General features: G+C 33.2%; 25 protein-coding genes. 3 read left to right on the top strand and 22 right to left on the bottom strand.

Going from position 1 to position 18541, the window contains the following annotated elements:
* Positions 1-106 precede the first annotated feature (106 nt).
* Together ACOQOS_RS13765 and ACOQOS_RS13760 are read left to right on the top strand one after the other, a co-directional pair.
* Positions 107-1039, top strand: coding sequence for an OmpA family protein (locus ACOQOS_RS13765; RefSeq protein WP_420571041.1), 933 nt, complete (start codon positions 107-109; stop codon positions 1037-1039).
* A gap of 16 nt (positions 1040-1055) precedes the next feature.
* On the top strand, positions 1056-1652 hold the full coding sequence (locus ACOQOS_RS13760; RefSeq protein WP_420571040.1) for a hypothetical protein: 597 nt from the start codon (positions 1056-1058) through the stop codon (positions 1650-1652).
* Positions 1653-1883: 231 nt separating this feature from the next.
* Here ACOQOS_RS13760 and ACOQOS_RS13755 read toward each other — a convergent pair whose 3' ends face one another.
* The 22 genes from ACOQOS_RS13755 to prs all read right to left on the bottom strand — a co-directional run bounded on the left by ACOQOS_RS13755 (position 1884) and on the right by prs (position 18108).
* Positions 1884-2873, bottom strand: coding sequence for an acyl-ACP desaturase (locus tag ACOQOS_RS13755; RefSeq protein WP_420571039.1), 990 nt, complete (start codon positions 2871-2873; stop codon positions 1884-1886).
* 75 nt (positions 2874-2948) lie between these two features.
* Positions 2949-4400 carry a nicotinate phosphoribosyltransferase gene (locus tag ACOQOS_RS13750; RefSeq protein WP_420571038.1) on the bottom strand — a complete coding sequence of 484 codons (1452 nt, stop codon included), beginning with the start codon at positions 4398-4400 and terminating at the stop codon, positions 2949-2951.
* A gap of 113 nt (positions 4401-4513) precedes the next feature.
* Positions 4514-5065, bottom strand: a complete 552-nt coding sequence (locus ACOQOS_RS13745) for a DinB family protein (RefSeq protein WP_420571037.1) — start codon at positions 5063-5065, stop codon at positions 4514-4516.
* Positions 5066-5117: 52 nt separating this feature from the next.
* On the bottom strand, positions 5118-5654 hold the full coding sequence (locus tag ACOQOS_RS13740; protein ID WP_420575149.1) for a Crp/Fnr family transcriptional regulator: 537 nt from the start codon (positions 5652-5654) through the stop codon (positions 5118-5120).
* 48 nt (positions 5655-5702) lie between these two features.
* Positions 5703-6338, bottom strand: coding sequence for a transglutaminase-like domain-containing protein (locus tag ACOQOS_RS13735; protein ID WP_420571036.1), 636 nt, complete (start codon positions 6336-6338; stop codon positions 5703-5705).
* Positions 6335-7090 (bottom strand): metallophosphoesterase family protein, encoded by a 756-nt coding sequence (locus ACOQOS_RS13730; RefSeq protein ID WP_420571035.1) that lies wholly within the window; start codon positions 7088-7090, stop codon positions 6335-6337. Before ACOQOS_RS13730 ends, ACOQOS_RS13735 begins: the two co-directional genes overlap by 4 nt.
* Positions 7091-7146: 56 nt before the next feature.
* Positions 7147-8040, bottom strand: a complete 894-nt coding sequence (locus ACOQOS_RS13725; protein ID WP_420571034.1) for an ADP-ribosylglycohydrolase family protein — start codon at positions 8038-8040, stop codon at positions 7147-7149.
* Positions 8033-8875: an SIR2 family NAD-dependent protein deacylase gene (locus ACOQOS_RS13720; protein ID WP_420571033.1), complete on the bottom strand. Its 843-nt coding sequence runs from the start codon at positions 8873-8875 to the stop codon at positions 8033-8035. The genes ACOQOS_RS13725 and ACOQOS_RS13720 overlap by 8 nt, the downstream gene beginning before the upstream one ends.
* Positions 8872-9432, bottom strand: coding sequence for a prolyl hydroxylase family protein (locus tag ACOQOS_RS13715; protein ID WP_420571032.1), 561 nt, complete (start codon positions 9430-9432; stop codon positions 8872-8874). Before ACOQOS_RS13715 ends, ACOQOS_RS13720 begins: the two co-directional genes overlap by 4 nt.
* Positions 9420-9830 carry a hypothetical protein gene (locus ACOQOS_RS13710; RefSeq protein ID WP_420571031.1) on the bottom strand — a complete coding sequence of 137 codons (411 nt, stop codon included), beginning with the start codon at positions 9828-9830 and terminating at the stop codon, positions 9420-9422. The genes ACOQOS_RS13715 and ACOQOS_RS13710 overlap by 13 nt, the downstream gene beginning before the upstream one ends.
* The gene (locus tag ACOQOS_RS13705) at positions 9820-10359 is read right to left on the bottom strand and encodes an RNA 2'-phosphotransferase (RefSeq protein WP_420571030.1); all 540 of its coding nucleotides are present in this window, start codon (positions 10357-10359) and stop codon (positions 9820-9822) included. The genes ACOQOS_RS13710 and ACOQOS_RS13705 overlap by 11 nt, the downstream gene beginning before the upstream one ends.
* The gene (locus ACOQOS_RS13700) at positions 10356-10952 is read right to left on the bottom strand and encodes a DUF4291 domain-containing protein (RefSeq protein ID WP_420571029.1); all 597 of its coding nucleotides are present in this window, start codon (positions 10950-10952) and stop codon (positions 10356-10358) included. The genes ACOQOS_RS13705 and ACOQOS_RS13700 overlap by 4 nt, the downstream gene beginning before the upstream one ends.
* Positions 10949-11584, bottom strand: coding sequence for a DUF4291 domain-containing protein (locus ACOQOS_RS13695; protein ID WP_420571028.1), 636 nt, complete (start codon positions 11582-11584; stop codon positions 10949-10951). The genes ACOQOS_RS13700 and ACOQOS_RS13695 overlap by 4 nt, the downstream gene beginning before the upstream one ends.
* Positions 11547-11981 (bottom strand): ADP-ribosylation/crystallin J1, encoded by a 435-nt coding sequence (locus tag ACOQOS_RS13690; RefSeq protein WP_420571027.1) that lies wholly within the window; start codon positions 11979-11981, stop codon positions 11547-11549. The genes ACOQOS_RS13695 and ACOQOS_RS13690 overlap by 38 nt, the downstream gene beginning before the upstream one ends.
* A 3-nt stretch (positions 11982-11984) precedes the next feature.
* Complete coding sequence (locus ACOQOS_RS13685; protein WP_420571026.1) at positions 11985-12902, bottom strand: ADP-ribosylglycohydrolase family protein; 918 nt, start codon at positions 12900-12902, stop codon at positions 11985-11987.
* A complete protein-coding gene (locus tag ACOQOS_RS13680; protein ID WP_420571025.1) occupies positions 12889-13410 on the bottom strand; it encodes an O-acetyl-ADP-ribose deacetylase in 522 nt (173 codons plus the stop codon). Before ACOQOS_RS13680 ends, ACOQOS_RS13685 begins: the two co-directional genes overlap by 14 nt.
* 2 nt (positions 13411-13412) lie before the next feature.
* Complete coding sequence (locus ACOQOS_RS13675) at positions 13413-13889, bottom strand: macro domain-containing protein (protein WP_420571024.1); 477 nt, start codon at positions 13887-13889, stop codon at positions 13413-13415.
* On the bottom strand, positions 13886-14704 hold the full coding sequence (locus tag ACOQOS_RS13670; RefSeq protein WP_420571023.1) for a TIGR02452 family protein: 819 nt from the start codon (positions 14702-14704) through the stop codon (positions 13886-13888). The genes ACOQOS_RS13675 and ACOQOS_RS13670 overlap by 4 nt, the downstream gene beginning before the upstream one ends.
* A 1-nt stretch (position 14705) precedes the next feature.
* Positions 14706-15572 carry an MBL fold metallo-hydrolase gene (locus ACOQOS_RS13665; RefSeq protein ID WP_420571022.1) on the bottom strand — a complete coding sequence of 289 codons (867 nt, stop codon included), beginning with the start codon at positions 15570-15572 and terminating at the stop codon, positions 14706-14708.
* Positions 15573-15636: 64 nt separating this feature from the next.
* A complete protein-coding gene (locus ACOQOS_RS13660; protein ID WP_420571021.1) occupies positions 15637-16197 on the bottom strand; it encodes an NADAR family protein in 561 nt (186 codons plus the stop codon).
* A gap of 32 nt (positions 16198-16229) precedes the next feature.
* On the bottom strand, positions 16230-17174 hold the full coding sequence (locus ACOQOS_RS13655) for an ADP-ribosylglycohydrolase family protein (RefSeq protein ID WP_420571020.1): 945 nt from the start codon (positions 17172-17174) through the stop codon (positions 16230-16232).
* 118 nt (positions 17175-17292) lie between these two features.
* The gene (gene prs / locus ACOQOS_RS13650) at positions 17293-18108 is read right to left on the bottom strand and encodes a ribose-phosphate diphosphokinase (RefSeq protein ID WP_420571019.1); all 816 of its coding nucleotides are present in this window, start codon (positions 18106-18108) and stop codon (positions 17293-17295) included.
* A 159-nt stretch (positions 18109-18267) separates the two neighbouring features.
* On the opposite strand from prs, the gene ACOQOS_RS13645 reads away from it, so the two are divergent.
* Positions 18268-18492 carry a hypothetical protein gene (locus ACOQOS_RS13645; protein WP_420571018.1) on the top strand — a complete coding sequence of 75 codons (225 nt, stop codon included), beginning with the start codon at positions 18268-18270 and terminating at the stop codon, positions 18490-18492.
* The last annotated feature ends 49 nt before the right edge of the window (positions 18493-18541 follow it).

The following is an 18541-nucleotide window of genomic DNA, read 5'->3' as shown; positions in this document are numbered from 1 at the left end:
CCACATCGATAGATGTGGCTTTTTTTGTTGATTCATCTAATTTATCCGTAGAAATTGTTGAAGATTTAATAATTTGAAACAGTATTTAACCATAAATAACGGATATATGAGTAAAAAAACATCTTACCTTTTAGGTATTTTGTTGACAATTATTATTGGAACTATCTTGTATTGGTGGCTGTGTTGTCGCGATTGTACGAGTTGTGAAAATAAGAATTGGAAAGACAAAAATATCGTAAAAGAAAGTCCTAAAGTAAAAAAAGCTACTGTAAACCCTTTCAGTATAAAAGATGGTAGCTTTGCATTGAATTCAAAAAACAACTTTAACTTCAAAGGTTCTGAGTACCATTTTATAGAACCTATTTCTGATGATTTAAAGAACGCTGAGGCAAAGTTAAAAGCGTACTTAAATGAAAATCCTTCTAAAAGAATTAACGTAATTGGATATTATACCGCAACTGAGAAAAACAATTCAGCATATCCAAACTTAGGATTGGCAAGAGCAAATTCAGTTAAAAACTATATGGTGTCGCAAGGAATTCCTTCTAAGCTAATAGATACTTATGGAGAGCTTAAAAACGGTTTAGCTCCAGATGCAAATAATGTATATTTTGGTCCTGTAGATTACAAAGTGAAAACTATTGCCGCAGATGATACAAGCGAAGCAGATGAAATAAAAGCACTACACGATAAGATTTTAGCAAATCCATTAGTGTTGAATTTTAAGTCGGGACAAACCTCAATTGTTCTTACTGCGGAACAACGTCAAAAAATTGCAGATATTTCTAAGTATTTGGATAAAGTGAACAATGCCAAATGTTTAGTAGTTGGTCATACCGATAATACTGGAAATGCGGCTACAAACATGCAATACGGGCAAGAAAGAGCCGATTTTGCCAAAAAATATCTAATTGAAAACGAAATTCCTGATGCAAAGATTACTACAATTTCTAAAGGACAAACAGAGCCTATTGCAGATAACGCAACTGAAGAAGGAAAAGCAAAAAATAGAAGAACCGTAATAACCATTAACGAATAAATAAAAAAGAATAATTATGAACTTATGTATATTAATCCCATTATTTGTTGGACTTATATGTGCCATTTTAGGATATTTATTGGGAAGGCTTTTTGGAAATAACAATACAAATAATGACGATTGTCAGGAAACTGTAAAACGACTTGAAATAGAAATTGCAGAATTGCAGAGCAGTATTGAAGGATATAAAACGAAAATTGAGAGTCTAAAAGCGCAATTAGAAGCTTGTGAAAAAAATAATGCAACCTTATCAGCAAAAGGAAATTCTGATGCTTTAGGTGTTGCTTCATCTTTTGCAGCTCCTGCAGCAATTTTGTTTGATGCTGCGGCAGCAAAAGTTGTTTTTGGTAAGAAAGTAAAAGAAGATGATTTAACTATTGTGGAAGGAATTGGTCCAAAAATTAAAGATTTATTTCACAATCATGATATAACTACTTGGAAAGAACTTTCTGATACCAGTATTGAAAAATGTCAAGAAGTATTAAATTCAGGTGGTGAACGCTTTAAAGTTCACAATCCTGGAACTTGGCCACGACAAGCTCAATTAGCCTATGAAGGAAAATGGCAAGAGCTGTTAGATTGGCAAGATATATTAGACGGAGGAAAAGAGTAAGTATACAATAAAGTCTTTTGATCAAAAAATCCGCTTTGTTTAAAGCGGATTTTTTTAATATTTACATTGTCACTTCGAATGATTTTTCTATGAAAAACTGTCCAAAATAAAGTTTAAATTTTCTAAATTTTATGTGATACTTATCAAAGATAAATTCAGTTTTAAAGCCTAATACAGTACTTTATATTCCAAATTTGCTTTGAAAATATCAAAAAGGACACGATCTAAAAACTATAGCATTCCGTTGGCTTCTACCCATTTGAATTTCGTGATATCTTCTGGAATTGCTACACGTTCAGCAATGCGTGCCATACGATCTGGTAACTTCATTACATAGTCACGAGCTTTTTCCGCCTTAGCGGTCAAATCATTTAATTTATCTATTTCCCAGTACGAAATTAATTTTCGCATGATATCAATATAATCGTGGGTTGTATATACACCTAAACGCTGTGCTGCATTTGAGAAATTTTCAAAAGCTGTTCCGATCGTTTCTCCAGATTCGCGTACAAATTGTGCTGGCATGACAATTTTTTTACGCATCATATCTTCAAAAGCAAGCATCATTTCACTTGGATCGTACGAAAGAATTGTTTTTACAAATTCTCTGTATGCTAAGTGATGTCGCATTTCGTCACCAGCAATGACATTACACATTTTACTGAGTAACTTGTTACCTTGTTTTTTAGCTAGTTTTCCAACACGATTGTGTGAAATATTGGTTGCTAATTCCTGAAAACTTGTGTAGACAAAGTTTCTGTACGGATCGTTTGCTGTTCCAATATCAAATCCGTCATTTATTAAATGTTGTGTCGTGATTTCTATTTCACGCATGTCTACACGACCAGATAAGTATAAATATTTATTTAAAACGTCTCCATGACGATTTTCTTCTCCTGTCCAATGACGAATCCATTTTGACCAGCCATTTTTTCCATGCTGATCAACACCTTCTACATCCATTAACCACGATTCGTATGTTGGTAAAGCTTCTTCAGTAATCGTATCACCTACTAAAACTACCCAAAAATCATAACCGAGTTCTTTTGCTTCTTCACGTATTTGATGTACTTCATCAAAAAAAGTTTCTTCTTGAGAATTTGGTAAAAAATCTGTGGGTTGCCAAATTTTTTCGGGCGGAATTAGATATTTATCCATGAAACTATCGATTTCTTTTTCAATAGTTTGCATGACTTCTAAACGTATATTTTTTAAAGACATTGATGGTTGTTTAATAATGGTGCAAAAGTACCATTAAATATCAACAATAACGCCCGTTTTTAAAGAATTAACATCTTACAGTGATTTTGAAAGTAATGTCCTAATTTCTTGTAATGATTGTTCGCTTATTAATTTTCCGTTTTTAAATACGGTTGTCAGTAAACCTTCTTTTTCTTCTTCTACTGTACATTCATCTTTTAGTTGTATCTGATCATGTTCAGTATACAGCTGTATCAAACCTTTTGCTGATTTTTTAGTTCCATCATCTGTAATAGGATCTTTAAAGATAGCACGTCCTTCTCCATTTACTTCAACATAGGTAGCTTTCATTGCAAAACCAAATGTGTCTCTTGTGTTGTATTGGTACGTAAAGCTTCCAATTCCTAGAACCACATTTGTAGAAGCAAATCCTTTTTCTTTTAAGCGTTCGCAGATTTGTGTAGCTCTATCAATGGTAATACTATCACCGTAAATAGCACCAATTTTAGGATTTAAAACTTTGTATCCTTGTGCGTTTAGGCTTCCGCCGAATTCATCCCAGAGCAATTCAATGACACCTTTTTTTACGATAGGATTTTCTTGTTCGCAACCGCAAATAATGTCTACAGGATCTCCAGAATCTGGGCGAATTACCAATTTTCCATCACGTTCTAAGATTTCTTCTTTGAGTTGAGGTAAATATTCTGTGAGTACTTTCCATAAATCCCAGGTATCTGAAACTACTGAAAGAATTCCTGTTGGATAGGTTTGTAATAAACGTCTAAAGGTTTCTATTTCATCATCTTTACTTCCAGCACACATGACACTGTGTTCGGTAGCATTGACGCTTCCTATAACCAATTCTTTGGTCACATCTGTATTGTAATATTTTTCGAGATTGATAGCAACCGGCAGTGTATCACTTCCTGTAAAAGACAACGCATGTCCCATTCCACTCAAAATAGATGACTCTATTCCCGACATTCCGCGCATAGAAAAATCGTGTCCTTGCCAGTTGATGAAGTCCAAGTTTTCTTCATCTGTTTCTTGAGCGTATTTCATTAAAATTGTTTTGTATTGCTTTGCAATGGTAGCTGAAGTACATGGCTGCCAAATGATGTTTGAAAGTAATGTTTCTAAGTAATTGGTAATCCAGAAAAATTCTGGAAGTGTATTTACTACCGTAAACATTGGAACACGAATTGGAACTTCAGTTCCTTCAGGTAAGGCTTTAATTTCAATAGGTAAGTAGCCTAAATCATGTAATGCTTCAATATGTGAAACATCGTAATCGACACCTAAATAGTTATCGACGTATTTTTTATATTCTGTAACAACGTGTGCTTTTGGTTGATTGAAGAATTCTGTATCAAATTGTTTGATAAGGTATTCTTTGATGAAGTATTGTAATCCGAAGAAAACAACTTTATTAATACCGTTAATTCTACTTTTTCGTGGTGTCCAATTCGAATACACTTTGGTTGTTCCTTGTGGATATTGTTCTTTGTGTCCGAGTTTGTAACCGTCTGTCAGCAATAATGGATTCATAGGGAATATTATTTTGCGTTAAATATACGCAAATATAAAATGTTTTTTGGAATTGACAAATGAATCTACGTTTTATTCGTTGAAATTACGGGAGAAAAGTATAGGTTACTTTATTATTGTGCAAGCTTTAAAGCTTTTTCTGCTTGTTTTATGTGTCTTTCATTGTGGTAGATTACTACTCTAAATGAATCGCCTAATTTAAGCTTAATTAGTTTCGAGATAGAAATTGCAGTTTTAGTCTTATCTAAGTTTACAAGCTTTGCTTTGTCCAATAACTCAATTATTTGATGTTGCTGATTGATGAATTTTTCAAGTGTTTCAATACTGAGTTTAGAGTTTAAAGGATTCATAGACTTGAATGTTTTCATTTTGTTTAAATTTTCACTGTACGAGACCGTTTTACTAAAATATTTTCCAAGCCAATTACTTTTAAATACTTCAGCGCTTTTATGTTTGGAAGTACTGATTTTAGTTGTGAGTTCTGGAATATAAAAATCTCCATATCTATTTAAATGCTCTATACATTCAAGTGCGCTCCAACTCTTTGCATCTTGTTTCCAGTTTAAGTTTTCAATAGGTTGATTTTTAAAGCTTTCGGCAGCATTTAAATTTTCTCTTGTAAGTTCTAATAAGTTTTGCAATAATTGTTGTGATGTAGATACCATTGTTTTTTATTGCAAATTTGAGGATACGTTTCCTCAAAAAGATTGATTGAAGTTAAGATTTTTTAATTCTTGAAAGTGTTTCAGGTGTCATTCTTAAATAAGAAGCAATATGCTTGTTTGGAATTTCTTGAAATAGTTGCGGACTTCTTTTTAAAACCCTAGTATATCGTTCCATTGGGGAAGATGTTAGAATATCACGTTCTCTTTCCATTTGTTGTAAAACGAAACTTTCTAGAATTGAAAGCCACAATTTTCTGTTTTCAGCGGATGATGCAATGAAATTTGTATAGTTTTCTTTACTGATTACTTTTAAGTTTGTTTTTTTGAGTGCTTGAATGTAAAGTTCAGACGGCTTTTCATTTAAAAACGAATCCAAGGAAGCAATTAAATTATTTTTATACCCAAATCTAATTGTATGTTCTTCGTATTCATCAACTACAAAAATTCGCAAACTTCCGCTTTCAACTAAATAAATATTAGTGTCAATAGTTCCTTTTACTTTTAAATACTCATTGCGTTTTAGTTGTATCTCTTTGTCCCAGAGATTTTCACTGTGTATTTTATCAATTAGTATTGAAATTGGATTCATATTGTCTTCTGGAATATTTTTAATACTCAACTAATAGAATGTGTTTTATCAAAGTTTGAATTCAGTAATATTTTCACCAGTATCAAAAATATGCGGATAGTGTTCTTTTACGTTTTGTTTCATAAAAGCTAACGGAACATCTTCAAAATGACCATAATCGGCTGTATATTCCATGAATAAGCTTCCGCTATCATTGTATTGTTGTAAAAAAGAATTGTTTTCTCCGTCAAATTCCAACGGTGCTACATTGAATTTTCGGCATAAAGAACTATTAAAAGCAGGCGATAGTTTCAGCCATTTATTGTTTAGATACACATTCACCATTCCGTGTGGTGTGAGTTCGTTAGAACCGAATTTTTCCGTGAGTCTTTCTACAGCAATATGATTTTTGACTTTTCCTAAATGCAATCGAGCAGGAATTTTTAAAGCTCTCAAACAGGCAATGAGTAGAATTGATTTTTCAACGCAATTTCCACTGGATTTTTGAGCAATAGTGCTTGCGCGAAAGTTTTCTTTTGAGAAACTAATGTTATATGGATCGTATTTCCAATCATCACGAACTTTATTGTATAGTGTGATTGCCTTTTCTTTGTTAGAAATTGTATGATCTTTGACAGAAGCAATTAGTTTTTGAATACTAGCATCTTCAAAATCAAAATAATATGTAGTTGTTAAATAGTTCATTTTTTACGAATGACACGCATTTTGTTTCTTCCTTTTTCATTAGGATATAATTCTGGAAGCGGATCGCTTTGCCAAAATTCTTTCGTATTAATATCTAAGATAGACAATTTGCCCGTAAAAGCAGCGCCTGTATCTACATCCCATAAATTATGAGCTTTCATTGGTATATAACAATCATAACCTATTGTTGGTGTATGACCTACATAGATTTCTTTATAATGTTGAAAACGTCTTGGAGCGTAACGTCCATCACTTAAATTCTCAACACCTATTTTATCAGCTAACAAAGCAGATTCAATCAGTGTTCTATCAAAATAGAAATTCTTGTGGTAATGTTCTTTTTGCACGCCGTGCATAGAGGTAAATCCTGCATGTAGAAACAATCTATTTTGATCGTCAATATAATAGTTTTCTAGGTTGTCATAGAAATTTAAATGTCTTTGTTTGTCATAGTTGACACGTTCGTAACTTTCTAAGGTTTCTTTTCCGCCATGCATGTACCAAACATCGTTGACATGACCATCCATTAACCACTCATGACACCAAACATCATGATTTCCACGAATGAAAACACATTGTTGTTTGGTGTTGAGTTGTATTAAAAATTCTATTAATTCGGCTGATTCGCTCCATCCATCTACATAATCACCTAAAAAAATAAGTGTATCATTTTCAGTGACATTCGCACGTTCAAGCACTTGCGTTAACGCTCTAAATCCTCCATGTATGTCTCCTATTGCGAGTATTCTCATGTGTAATTTTTATCTAAAATACTATAAAAATTCATCAAAGTATATCAATTTGTGTTTCATAACTTATTGATAATGTTTTCTAAATTGGTATAACCAGTTACCTGTGTTATTTTGGTTTTTAATGTTGTTGGAATTTTATCAATTCCCACGAAAGTGCCCATTATTTGCCCAGCCATGGAACAATTGGTATCTGTATCTCCACCAATAGTAATGAGTTCTTCAAAGATACTTGTAATGGACTGTACTTTTATTTTTTGAGCCGCAAATATTGCTAAAGGAACCGAATTCACGACATAACCATCGTTTCCAAGTTTCCCAATATCTGTGATCGAATTGTTTTCCAATTCACACAAAGTAATCAGTCTGTCTTTTACGTTGGTATCGGGTAATTGAGGAATGATGTATTCGAGTAAAGAATTTTGTTCCCAGGAATTTGCTAGAATTGTTTTTATGCATAGGATAATAGCCAAAGCACCAACATACGCTTCTTCATTTTGATGTGTTATATAGCTTATTTCTCTGATACGTTCTCTAGAAATATCTTTTAAAAAAGCCAATGGCGCTATCCGCATAGCGCTTCCATTTCCTGCAGCAAATTCACCTTTTCTTCCTGTTTGACTCCAATGCGCGCCTGCATTTAATTCTTGGAATGCTTTTAAAGTAGCAGCTCCAACACCATTGACACGTTTTTCATTGTAATATTTTAGAAAGTACGTAACTAATGTTTTTGGAGCTGCTGTTGGATCTTCCAAAATAGCTTCACAGGTTGCGAGCGTTAATTGTGTATCGTCTGTAAATCGCCAGATTTTAGGTGCTTCAGGCTCTTTATATAAATAAAAAGCTTTTTCATCGGGAAGCGTTTGATTTTCGTAAGCACTTCCCCAAGCATCACCAATAGCACCTAATAGAACGCTACCTTTGAAGCAATTTGTTAGTGTATTTTTATCCATGAATTAGTATAAGTTCATCTAGAATATTATGAAATTCACTCAAAAATGCATCACTTGTCATTCGGAATGGTACTGCTCTTTTTTTGTCTTTAATGAGCTTTGTAATGTTATTGTCTTCTAAATTTACATCCAATACATAACCACCATAATTGAGTGTTTGCTTTACCAATGCCAAAGGTAATGTTGTTGCGCCCGAAGTTCCTATTACTACAAGAATTCCTGTGTTTTTAGCGATACGTAAGGTAGAATCTACTTTGTACAAGCGTTCATTATAATATTCATCAAACCATAAAATGTTTGGGCGTAATACTGCGCCACATTTTGGACATTCGAGTTTTTCCCAAGTTTCATCGGAGATTTCTTCGTCAATACGATCCAAGGCAATATCTTTTGGATATAGATACACCGCTTTTGAACATTCTAAAGAACAGCGAACCGTTCGCATGTTTCCATGAATTTCATAGACTTTGTTTCCAGAATTTCCACCACGTTGGTGCAATCCGTCAATATTTTGTGTGATGATGGAGAAATCTTCTGGAATTAATTGTTCAATATCCGCAAGTAATGTATGTGAATCATTTGGTTGCGCTTTTGCAAACATTCCTTTTCTGAATAGATTGAACTGCCAAACTTCTTCTTGATTTTTACTAAAGTATTTAAAGGTTCCAAACTCTTCTGGTTTATGGAATTTAGTGCCTTTTACCCAAATTCCATCCGAACCTCTGTAGGTTGGAATTCCGCTAGCAGCAGATAATCCTGCGCCAGTTAAAAATGTGATTTTATTTCTTTTTTCTTTCTGAAAGTTTTCTTTCAATATTTCTTTTAATTGTTTCATGATTCCTCAATTTTAGGAATGTATTTGTACATAATATCTGTTCGGAGTACATATTTTACACCGCTTTTTAATAAAGCTCCTTCATGGCGTAAACCGTGAAGAAATAGTAATGCACTTCCTTTTTTAGGGCGAATTGTAGTTCCAGAATGGAATACAGTTTCTCCACCTATAAAATCGTCGTTCAAATAGATGAGAAAGCTATACTGACTTGCTTCTGTTTCGTTGCGACGATAGCTTCCGTCTCTGTGCATTTTGAATCGATGTCCTATTTCATATTTATAGAAGCGAAGCATTTCATTTAAACCAAAAGCATGATTGTATCCAATTTGTGCTGGTGCATGTTCTTTGATTTTTTCCCACAAAACATCTGCATAGTTTTGATCCTTATACATAACACGTAAATTGTTTCGAACTGTAGTCATCAATACTTGTCTTCCGCGTAAGTTTACTTTAGCTTCTTTATATTTCTTTTTTTCACTTTTGGCAATCAATTCATCACATTCTTGATGTGATAAAAAGTTGTCAATGACGTATATGTGATCTTCTAGTTTTTGCATGATTCCTTATTTTTTATAAAAGCCATTTTACTTTTTTGTCTATTATTTAAAAAAGTAAGATGTTTTTCATCAACTTTTAATGTTTTAAAAAGCTCTTTCACAAATTCTTTTTCATGATCTTCAATTATTGAAAAATGAATTGAACTTGAACGACTCTTAATTTTTATATACACTATAGATTCAAGAGTCGAATAGTCCAGAAGATCAGATTCCGTTTTAATCCATTCAATGTCTGAAAAAGAAAATTCTTCAGTTGATTTTTTATTAATAGAAAGGAATTCTATATCACAAAACTTTATTATTTTAGGTTCAATACAGATAATTCTTTTCACATTAATATGTTCATCTTCTTTCTTTAAAAAAATCTTTTTAAAAGTAGCAACATATTTAAAATTCAATAAACTCCGTTGGCACTGTTTCTGTCAACCAAACTCCATTTTCTGATTGATAGAAGTTGTGATTTTGCGCCTGCATTTCGCCGCTTCGTATCGTTAGAATGATTGGTTTTCCGCGCCTACTTCCTACATTAATGGCGGTTTCTTTGTCTGCACTCAAATGCACATGTTGTCGTGTACCTTTGATGAGTCCTTTTTCACGGATTGAAGCCATGAATTTATTAACCGTTCCATGATAAAGATAACTCGGCGGTTCTTTTGGTTGTATACCTAAATCTATATTGACAGAATGTCCTTGACTCGCTCTGATCATGGTTTTGTCGTCATTGAAAGCGAATCGTTTTTTATTGTTGTTGGCAACTACTTCTTCTAGTGTTTCCATAGACAGTGAATAGTTGCCTACATTTATTTTTTCAAGCATGGTTTTCACCGAAGTCCAACCATTTTCATCGAGTGTAATTCCTAGTTTATCAGGATTGTGTCTAAGTACATAACTTAGAAATTTGCTTATGTTTTTATTTTTTTTACTCATTGTATTCCTATTTTTTGACCAATTTCAGCAGGAATCGGATATAATTTTTCCGATGGAAGCAATCGTTTGGCTTCTTTGTATTTTCCTGCTTTTCGCAATTGGTTTATTTTTTTGACTAATGGCGTGCAATCTTCAATACTTTCAATCCATTGTTCATTAAAATCATTAATTAAAAACCGACTGATTCCTACTTGAATGCTGCGTATTTCCAATTTTCCTCCTTTTAAGTTTCGTTCCGGATCCCATTGAATATGAACTTTGGCTGTATCGAAAGATGCTTGCCATTGAGAAGCACTTTTATAAATATTTGAATCAGGATGCGTTAATACGCCAATATTTAGAAGGTTTTCCCAAGCTTCTCGTTTGAGTTTGATTCCTAATATGTATTCCTGATTCGATTTTGTTCCATAATTACTACGTTCCATCAACCACAAAAAAGAAGGTTTTATCCAAGTCATTCTATTAAAAGAGAATGGCGTTTCAAAACGATTTTTTTTGATTGCTGGCAACGCAATTTTCTTATTGTATGCCTGATATACTGTAATCGTTTTACCGTCAAAATGCGCTCTTATTTGTTGGTAATTTGACTTCATAATAATTGCAATTTTCGTTGTAATTCTTCGCCTTCTGGTATAAAAGGACGTTCTGCTGGAATCATTAGTTTATCTAACTGATTCGTTTTTACAAATTCATATTGTTCCTCTACAAATGCAGATATATCTTCAATTTCAATAATATCTTCTTTGGCGTATGAACGGATAAATTCGTTTCTGATTCCTATTTGAATCGCTCTACGATCTAGTTTTGCGCCATATGGATCGTGATCAGGATCCCATTGCAAACGCACATTTGAACTTTGTACTGCTTGTTTCCATGTTTCTTGTGATTCGTATAATTCAGGTTTGAAAGAAGAATGCACTGCATTTTCTAAATATTTCTGAAAAACTTCACGCTTCAAGTGAATTGCTAGCACAACTTCTTGTCCAACCTTCGTTCCCCAACCATTTCGGTACATCATCCAAAGAAAATTGGGTTTAATCCATGTCATGCGTTCCAAACTAAATGGTCCGCCAAAGAATTGATTTTTCGCAGCAAAATTTCCAATAGCAGGACGATATGATTGATATACAATTATTTTTTCATCATCGTATTGCGCCATGATGTGATGCCCGTTTTGTGGCCATTCATTATTTTGTTGTATGTAGTTTTGTATGTTTAGTTTCATGTTTTCTAATTAATTTGTTGATTTCGTCATTATTAGTGAATACAAATTGCTTTCCTAAGAATGCTTTTGTAACTCTAATTTCTCCAATGATTTGCTGATTGAAATTTTCTAATTCTTCAGCAGGAATCCAAAGTTCATTATGATGAGCGCTTCCAACGTTTTGTACTTCAAACTGATTAAGGTAATTTTCATTTACATCAAAAGCAGTCACAATACCAATATAACCTGAAGCTTCATCTTTTGTATTCCACTTTTGTGCAATTTCAATAGCATATTGTTCGTTTAACACAGGATAAAATATGGGTTGCCATTCCAATCTTGGAGGAAAACCCTTAAAATTAGTACTTGCGATAAGTTCTAATTCTTTTAATCCTGTAGGTCTATATAAAGTTTTCATCTTCTAATTCTTTTGATAAAACTCACTTTTACGCCAGTTTTCTACTTTATTTTTCCAGTCTGCTGGAATGTTTTCTTCCTTTGTGTTCATGATGGTAATTGCACCCACAATTGCACAAATGGTATCTCTGTCGCCTAAAGCGGAAACAGCTCTCCAAATGGCTTCTTGGAAATCTGTTTGATGATGTGCAGCAATCCAAATTGCAATTGGAACTGTGTCTTGTGCAATCATTTTTACACCATTTCCTAAGATTGAAACTACCGTTCTAATGTCATAGTTTGGTAAAACTGTGACTGATTTTTTGATTTTAGAAGTTGTATCACAATCAGGCAATTGAGCAACTACTTTTTTAATGAACTCATTTGGTTCAAGTGTTTTGTTGTCAATTTGTAATTGCGTATTGATTGCTGTGGCAATTGCAACCGCCATGGCGCCAACACAACCTTCGTGATTTGCATGTGTGATTTCAGATGATAAAAAAGCTTGTTGTTTTACTTTCTCTAAATCATCATAAAAATAGGCTCCAATTACAGCTGCACGCATGGCACCACCATTTCCCATAGAACCCATTCCGTTGAACGCTGCTTTGGAAACATCTTTCCAGTATTCTCCTGCTTCAATGGCACGCATTGTTCTGTGCATAGCAGGACCATAACCACGATTAAAATCTAAATGATAGTTTTTAGCGAAAGCTTTCGCAATAAAATCTTGATGAACTTCCCCATACTTTTCCAATGATAGATAGATGGCAATTGCCATTACTGTATCATCTGTGAATTCCCAAGTCGTTTGTGGAATCTCACGGAAATGAATAGCATTGTACACAGCATCTTGTGGACCAAAGAAACTTTCGCCAAAAGCGTCGCCAATACTATTACCTAGTAATGATTTTTGTGCTAATTGTAGTCTAAGTGTTTTCATTTTTTAGTATTTCGTGATATACCTCAAAATTCTCTTGATCAAAACAAGAAAAATAGAGTTTATCGATGGTTTTTTTATGTTTGTATGTTGAAACTGTTTTGATGGCAATTTCAGCAGCTAATTGCTTTGGAAATTTGTAAATTCCTGTGCTTATGTTAGGAAAAGCAATAGTTTTGATATTGTGTTCAATAGCTAAATCTAAACTGTTTTTATAGCAATTTGCCAATAATTTTTCTTTGTCTTTTCCGCCAGTATTCCAAACAGGTCCAACCGTATGAATTACGTATTTTGACGGTAGTTTTCCTGCCGTTGTGATGACCGCTTCTCCGGTGTTACATTTTCCTTGCCTAGCTCTAATCTTTTTACAAGCTTCCAAAATTTCTGATCCGCCTTTTCTATGAATGGCTCCATCAACGCCACCGCCACCAAGCAATGATGAGTTGGCGGCATTGACGATTGCGTCCACTTTTAAAGTGGTAATATCAGCTTGTATGATTTCTGTTTTCATGATTATCCAAAATCATAGACATATGTATCGATGTCTTTCGTTAATATCGTTTTTTCAATTGTAGGTTCAATTTTGTTCCAAGTCCCGCCAGCTAAGCCACAACCTATTCTTGGCATGTGAATGCTTGCATTGAGCTCTATTGCTTTTTCAGCTACGTTTTCTAAACATTGCTCAACAGCTTTATAACGAATAGGAACTCCGTTGCTTCCTGTTTTCATTCCTTGTTGTGCAATCATATTGATTACATATACATATTCTGATACTTGAACTGTTTGAATATTACCTAGTTCAAAATCATTTTTTGCTCTGTTTCTATGCCATTTTCTATAGGCTTCTTCGGGAGTTTTCCAGCGTTTTGAAATCGCCAAGACAAATCCTTTTCCCCATCCGCCAAGATTGTTGCATATATGAACAATTATTTTTGTTCCTTTTGCTTGTGGATTGGTAGCATCACCTTTTATGTATGTTATAGTTTTCATGATTCAAATTCTTGTCTAAATGGAGCAATGTATCTGTCATTATTCGCATAAATAGCAAATACCACTTTTTTAAATTGATTTTTGAATTTGGTTTCTAATACTTCTTTGAAAAGACCTGCAATTACTGCCGGATCGTTTCGGAAAACGCCACAACCCCAAGCGCCAAGAATTAAGGTGTCATTTCCATGTAACGCAGAAATCGCCAATACTTTTTCAATTCTTCTACGCATGATTTCTGGAATTGTAGCTACTTTACGCTTTTCATTTTTTTCAACAGCTCCATAGTTTACGGCTGCTGCTGTCACCACCGAAGCGAGTACAGGATGTTCCAATAATTCGCCTTTATCGTTTCTGAAAAAAGGAACTTTTGGACTAAAAATGATGTCATCTGTATAGAGATTCGTTTTTAGTTTTCTGTGCTTTTCGTAAAATCCAAAGTTTTCTTTTTGACATAGATATAAACTGGAAGCTGCTGCGAGACTTTCCTCTTGTGCTAGCGATCCGTTTAAGAATCCACCGCCAGGATTTTTCGCAGAAGCAAAGTTTAAACACATGACATTTCCTTCATTATGTAATCGTAAAATAGCGCCTAATGAAGTTTCATCTGTTACTTTAAAGACGGTTTCATGTGTCGCATTCGCTTTAGAGTCTGCTAGAATTTTATCTAATTGCTCACTTTCGTAATAGATAGATTTTTGTTTTGCTTCTATTTGCTCGTATCCAAAATCTACTTTATTGTCTTCAATAGTATAAAACCCGTTTTGTAATATAATTAGGGTTTCTTCTGCTAATATTTTTCTTTGTGCTCTATTCATTTTAATTGATTGGCTCTTGCGCCAATATGTTTTTGACAGCTTTCCCAACAGGAATCCGATGTACAGGAATTTTAATGTTGTAATGCTGTATGTGTTTTTTAATTTCGTTGTCTATTTCATGTTGATCATATCGAGATGAAAAATGTCCTAAGATTAGTTTATCTATCTTGATATTTGCAACCATTTCAAATACTTCATCTAAGGAACTATGTTTGTTTTTCCAAGATTTGGTATTGGTTTCTTTTTTGGTTAGAAACGTAGCTTCATGAATGAGAATTTCGCTATTATGATAACGTTCGTAGTCTTCAACCGGCGTATCTGCCGAGTATGAAAATATATTTCTTTTGATTTCATGAGTTAGGAAATGATCTCCATGTTGTTTTTTGATGTTGATCAATTCGTCTTTATGTAAATTCACAAACTCTGATTTGAGTTTTCGCTTGGTTTCATATACTTTGAAACTTAAACTTTTTAATAAACCAGGTTGTACAACATGACCGTTTTCAACAGCTTCTACTTGTATTGAATTTTTAGTTGAAATAATTGACTTGTCTTCAATGGCTTGCCAATTTGTTCCGGAGTTGTGCGGATCAAACTTGGTAAAGAATTCTTGTAAAAACGTAAATGAACCTGCATCTTTTGGATAGTAAATCGTAGGTTTTAACCCTGCAAATAATTGATTGAATTGTAATAAACCTGTCAAATGATCTCTATCGGCATGAGAGATAAAGGCGTGTTTTATCCTTCCTGCTTTCCCTAGTAAATTTGAACAAACGCCATCGCCTGCATCAAATAAGATTCCTAATTCTTCTATATAATACCAAGTTGCATATAATGCAGTTGAGTATCCGTGTATGGTGAGTTTCATGTTTTTTTATTTTAATAATTTTTCTTTTTACCATGAATACACGAATTTTTTATCTTGTCTTACGCTATATTCTTGGTATTGTATTTAATTGATCTCTGACTTTCATTAAGGCAAAACCTAGTAAATTTTGTCCTCTCCAAAGGTTTGGATTCGTTGCTTTTTCATTTTTTTCACCCATTCCAATTCCCCAAATTCGATCTCTTGGACTGGCTTCTACTATAATTCTATTTTTAGTGTTTAATAGAAAACATTTTAAATCTTCATGTTGTGAAAATTTATGATAATTTCCTTCAACCACAATATTGAACTTGTGCTCATTCCAAATTTTAGGATCAAAATTTTTGACTTTTCTTCCTAGTTGTTTTGCTTCTTGTGGATGATGTACGGTTAAAATTTTCTTTCGAATCTCGTCATCATGAAAGATACGTGCTTTTTCTGCCATCATCCAATGTTCGGCGGTTTTATAGAATTCGTTTTCAACCGTAAATCCAGTTTCCCACCATTGACTAAAACAACTTTTGGTAATGCTTCCATCTTTAGAAGGTTGATGTCCCCAAAAAAAGAGGAATTTCAATCGTTGTTTTGAATTGAATTGATATTGTATATGTTGTAATGTATGTTTCATTTTTCTTTATTTTAAATTCTTAATGTTGAATTTTAAATAATACTTTCGTGGAAACGGTCAATTAGATTGTAAATGTCTTCGTAACGTGCTAATTGAAATTTCCAAGTTTCTGGAATGGCATCAAATCCGTAATGTAATCCTGCTAATCCACCAGCAATTGCAGCGGTTGTGTCTGTGTCTTCTCCTAGATTTACTGCTTTTAAAACACATGCTTCATATGTTTCAGTTGTTAAAAAACACCAGAGAGAAGCTTCTATTGAATGTAATACATAACCACCTGCATTAATTTCTTCATTTCGATATTCAATAATATCATTTTGTAAAACTCTTTTAAATAGATCAACTTCTTCTGTATTAAATTCATGTGTTTTACTAAAGGAATTTATAATTGCTTTCACTTCTTTATATGCTTGAAACTTTTCAGTTCCATTCAATAACAATAAGCCAAATTCTACATAGACAAAACATGCAAAAATTGATCTAAAATGTCCATGTGTAATTGCAGAAATATCTTTGATAATTTTATAACGATCTTCAATATTGTCAACATTCTTCAAAAAATATACTAAAGGTAGTGTACGCATTAGTGAGCCATTTCCATTGTCTTCTTCAAAAATATTTCCTGAAAAATAAGCAGATTCACCTTTTACAATTCTATCTAAAGTATGTCTAGTAGTTCCACCAATATCAAATACTTTATGATGTGCGCCCCAATATCCTTCTTGATACCATTTTACAAATGTTTTTCCAATATCTTCTAGATCATATCCGTTTGACAGACTTTCGGTAAGACATAAGGTTAATGAACTATCGTCAGACCAAGTTCCTGGTGGTTGATTCCAACACATATAGCCCATCATATCTTTTACAGGATTTTGAGTTAAATAACTCCTTGAAGAAAACTCTACTGGAACGCCCAATGCATCACCTGTGGCAACTCCAAATATTCCTCCTTGTAAGCGTTCTAATAAGTTCATAATTTTTTGTTTTTAATGTTAAATGCTAAATGTTGAATTTTAAATTATTTTTCACTCATAACTCATAACTCATAACTCATAACTCATAACTCATAACTCATAACTCATAACTCATAACTCATAACTGTATCTGTACTACTTGTTTTGATTCCACATCTCTAAATGAGTTTGTAGTAAAAATTGTTTTATATATACTTTCTAATGCTTCAAATCCTTTGTTAAAGATGCCGTGACTTACGATTAAATGTACATCTCCTACATTTTTTTCTTGCAATGCTTTTCCAAGTCCTAAAAATGTGCCACCACCATCGCAAATATCATCGATAACAACTCCTGTTTTACCTTTTAAGTCGTCAGCATATACTGTAAATCCAGATAATGCTCCTGTTTTTACGTCTCGTTTTTTAGAACATTCAATCACTTCAATTCCTCCTAAATAGGCTGATAGTTTGTATATCTTTTTTAATGCGCCACCATCAGGTGAAATTAATACGATTTCGCCTTTTATAGTTGCTATACATTGTTTTACATATTCATGATTGTCAATAACTTCTACATTGTTTAATAGCGCTGGTGTAACTTCTGAATGCGGATCAAATACAGTGACTTTTTCATAATTTTGACTGTTAATGATATCTGCATAAACTTTGATGCTTAACGGTTCTCCTGAAACCATCACACGATCTTGACGTGCAGCTGGAACATACGGAATGAACAAGTTAATTTCTTTTACGTTCATTCTTCGTAAAGCATTCGTTGCTAACAAAATAAATCCTACATCATTGAAAGAAGTAATGCGTTGTGTAATGGTAACAGCTTCATGTGGCATTTCTTTAATCTTGATATGTGGCTCACCTCCAGAAAATGTAAACGTTTCAAATTCAAGTGATTTTCCAAAAGGAGTAAAGTTTGTATTTAAATGTAAATAATTCATATTAGCGTTATTTATACGCAAATATAGAATGCTTTTTTAGTTTTGCAAATTATTTTGTGTATTTTTTACGTTAATTTAATTTTGGATTAAAAGATTTGATGATTAAATCACACAAAAAGTGCTTCATATTTTGTATCTTTTTGTCTTTGAAAAACTGATATGAAAGAAGAGAGAAAGTACTGTAAAGAGAGTATTAAGCCAGTGCTAAAGCCAATTGATTATGTGCGAAAAAGACCAGCAATGTTTATTGGTCGCGTGGATGAAATTGGAAATCTACAAATTATTTCATTTTTATTAGAATGTTTAAAACTGCATTCAAACTGGCGAAACGTAAGTTTTAGCTACCTGAGAAACGATACATTTCAATTTGTGATAGTGTTTTAAATTTTGAGTTAACTCCTGAGAATATAAATTCAGTAGGTTATGAAATCTA

The sequence above is a fragment of the Kordia sp. genome (genome assembly GCF_965224175.1).
Classification (GTDB): Bacteria; Bacteroidota; Bacteroidia; order Flavobacteriales; family Flavobacteriaceae; genus Kordia.
This window is presented reverse-complemented; position numbering and strand designations above follow the sequence as displayed.

Bases quoted from the DNA above. Each gene is read 5' to 3' on its own strand.
- ACOQOS_RS13765 (WP_420571041.1), top strand. From the start codon at position 107: ATGAGTAAAAAAACATCTTACCTTTTAGGTATTTTGTTGACAATTATT.
- ACOQOS_RS13760 (WP_420571040.1), top strand. From the start codon at position 1,056: ATGAACTTATGTATATTAATCCCATTATTTGTTGGACTTATATGTGCC.
- ACOQOS_RS13755 (WP_420571039.1), bottom strand. From the start codon at position 2,873: ATGTCTTTAAAAAATATACGTTTAGAAGTCATGCAAACTATTGAAAAA.
- ACOQOS_RS13750 (WP_420571038.1), bottom strand. From the start codon at position 4,400: ATGAATCCATTATTGCTGACAGACGGTTACAAACTCGGACACAAAGAA.
- ACOQOS_RS13745 (WP_420571037.1), bottom strand. From the start codon at position 5,065: ATGGTATCTACATCACAACAATTATTGCAAAACTTATTAGAACTTACA.
- ACOQOS_RS13740 (WP_420575149.1), bottom strand. From the start codon at position 5,654: ATGAATCCAATTTCAATACTAATTGATAAAATACACAGTGAAAATCTC.
- ACOQOS_RS13735 (WP_420571036.1), bottom strand. From the start codon at position 6,338: ATGAACTATTTAACAACTACATATTATTTTGATTTTGAAGATGCTAGT.
- ACOQOS_RS13730 (WP_420571035.1), bottom strand. From the start codon at position 7,090: ATGAGAATACTCGCAATAGGAGACATACATGGAGGATTTAGAGCGTTA.
- ACOQOS_RS13725 (WP_420571034.1), bottom strand. From the start codon at position 8,040: ATGGATAAAAATACACTAACAAATTGCTTCAAAGGTAGCGTTCTATTA.
- ACOQOS_RS13720 (WP_420571033.1), bottom strand. From the start codon at position 8,875: ATGAAACAATTAAAAGAAATATTGAAAGAAAACTTTCAGAAAGAAAAA.
- ACOQOS_RS13715 (WP_420571032.1), bottom strand. From the start codon at position 9,432: ATGCAAAAACTAGAAGATCACATATACGTCATTGACAACTTTTTATCA.
- ACOQOS_RS13705 (WP_420571030.1), bottom strand. From the start codon at position 10,359: ATGAGTAAAAAAAATAAAAACATAAGCAAATTTCTAAGTTATGTACTT.
- ACOQOS_RS13700 (WP_420571029.1), bottom strand. From the start codon at position 10,952: ATGAAGTCAAATTACCAACAAATAAGAGCGCATTTTGACGGTAAAACG.
- ACOQOS_RS13695 (WP_420571028.1), bottom strand. From the start codon at position 11,584: ATGAAACTAAACATACAAAACTACATACAACAAAATAATGAATGGCCA.
- ACOQOS_RS13690 (WP_420571027.1), bottom strand. From the start codon at position 11,981: ATGAAAACTTTATATAGACCTACAGGATTAAAAGAATTAGAACTTATC.
- ACOQOS_RS13685 (WP_420571026.1), bottom strand. From the start codon at position 12,902: ATGAAAACACTTAGACTACAATTAGCACAAAAATCATTACTAGGTAAT.
- ACOQOS_RS13680 (WP_420571025.1), bottom strand. From the start codon at position 13,410: ATGAAAACAGAAATCATACAAGCTGATATTACCACTTTAAAAGTGGAC.
- ACOQOS_RS13675 (WP_420571024.1), bottom strand. From the start codon at position 13,889: ATGAAAACTATAACATACATAAAAGGTGATGCTACCAATCCACAAGCA.
- ACOQOS_RS13670 (WP_420571023.1), bottom strand. From the start codon at position 14,704: ATGAATAGAGCACAAAGAAAAATATTAGCAGAAGAAACCCTAATTATA.
- ACOQOS_RS13665 (WP_420571022.1), bottom strand. From the start codon at position 15,572: ATGAAACTCACCATACACGGATACTCAACTGCATTATATGCAACTTGG.
- ACOQOS_RS13660 (WP_420571021.1), bottom strand. From the start codon at position 16,197: ATGAAACATACATTACAACATATACAATATCAATTCAATTCAAAACAA.
- ACOQOS_RS13655 (WP_420571020.1), bottom strand. From the start codon at position 17,174: ATGAACTTATTAGAACGCTTACAAGGAGGAATATTTGGAGTTGCCACA.
- prs (WP_420571019.1), bottom strand. From the start codon at position 18,108: ATGAATTATTTACATTTAAATACAAACTTTACTCCTTTTGGAAAATCA.
- ACOQOS_RS13645 (WP_420571018.1), top strand. From the start codon at position 18,268: ATGAAAGAAGAGAGAAAGTACTGTAAAGAGAGTATTAAGCCAGTGCTA.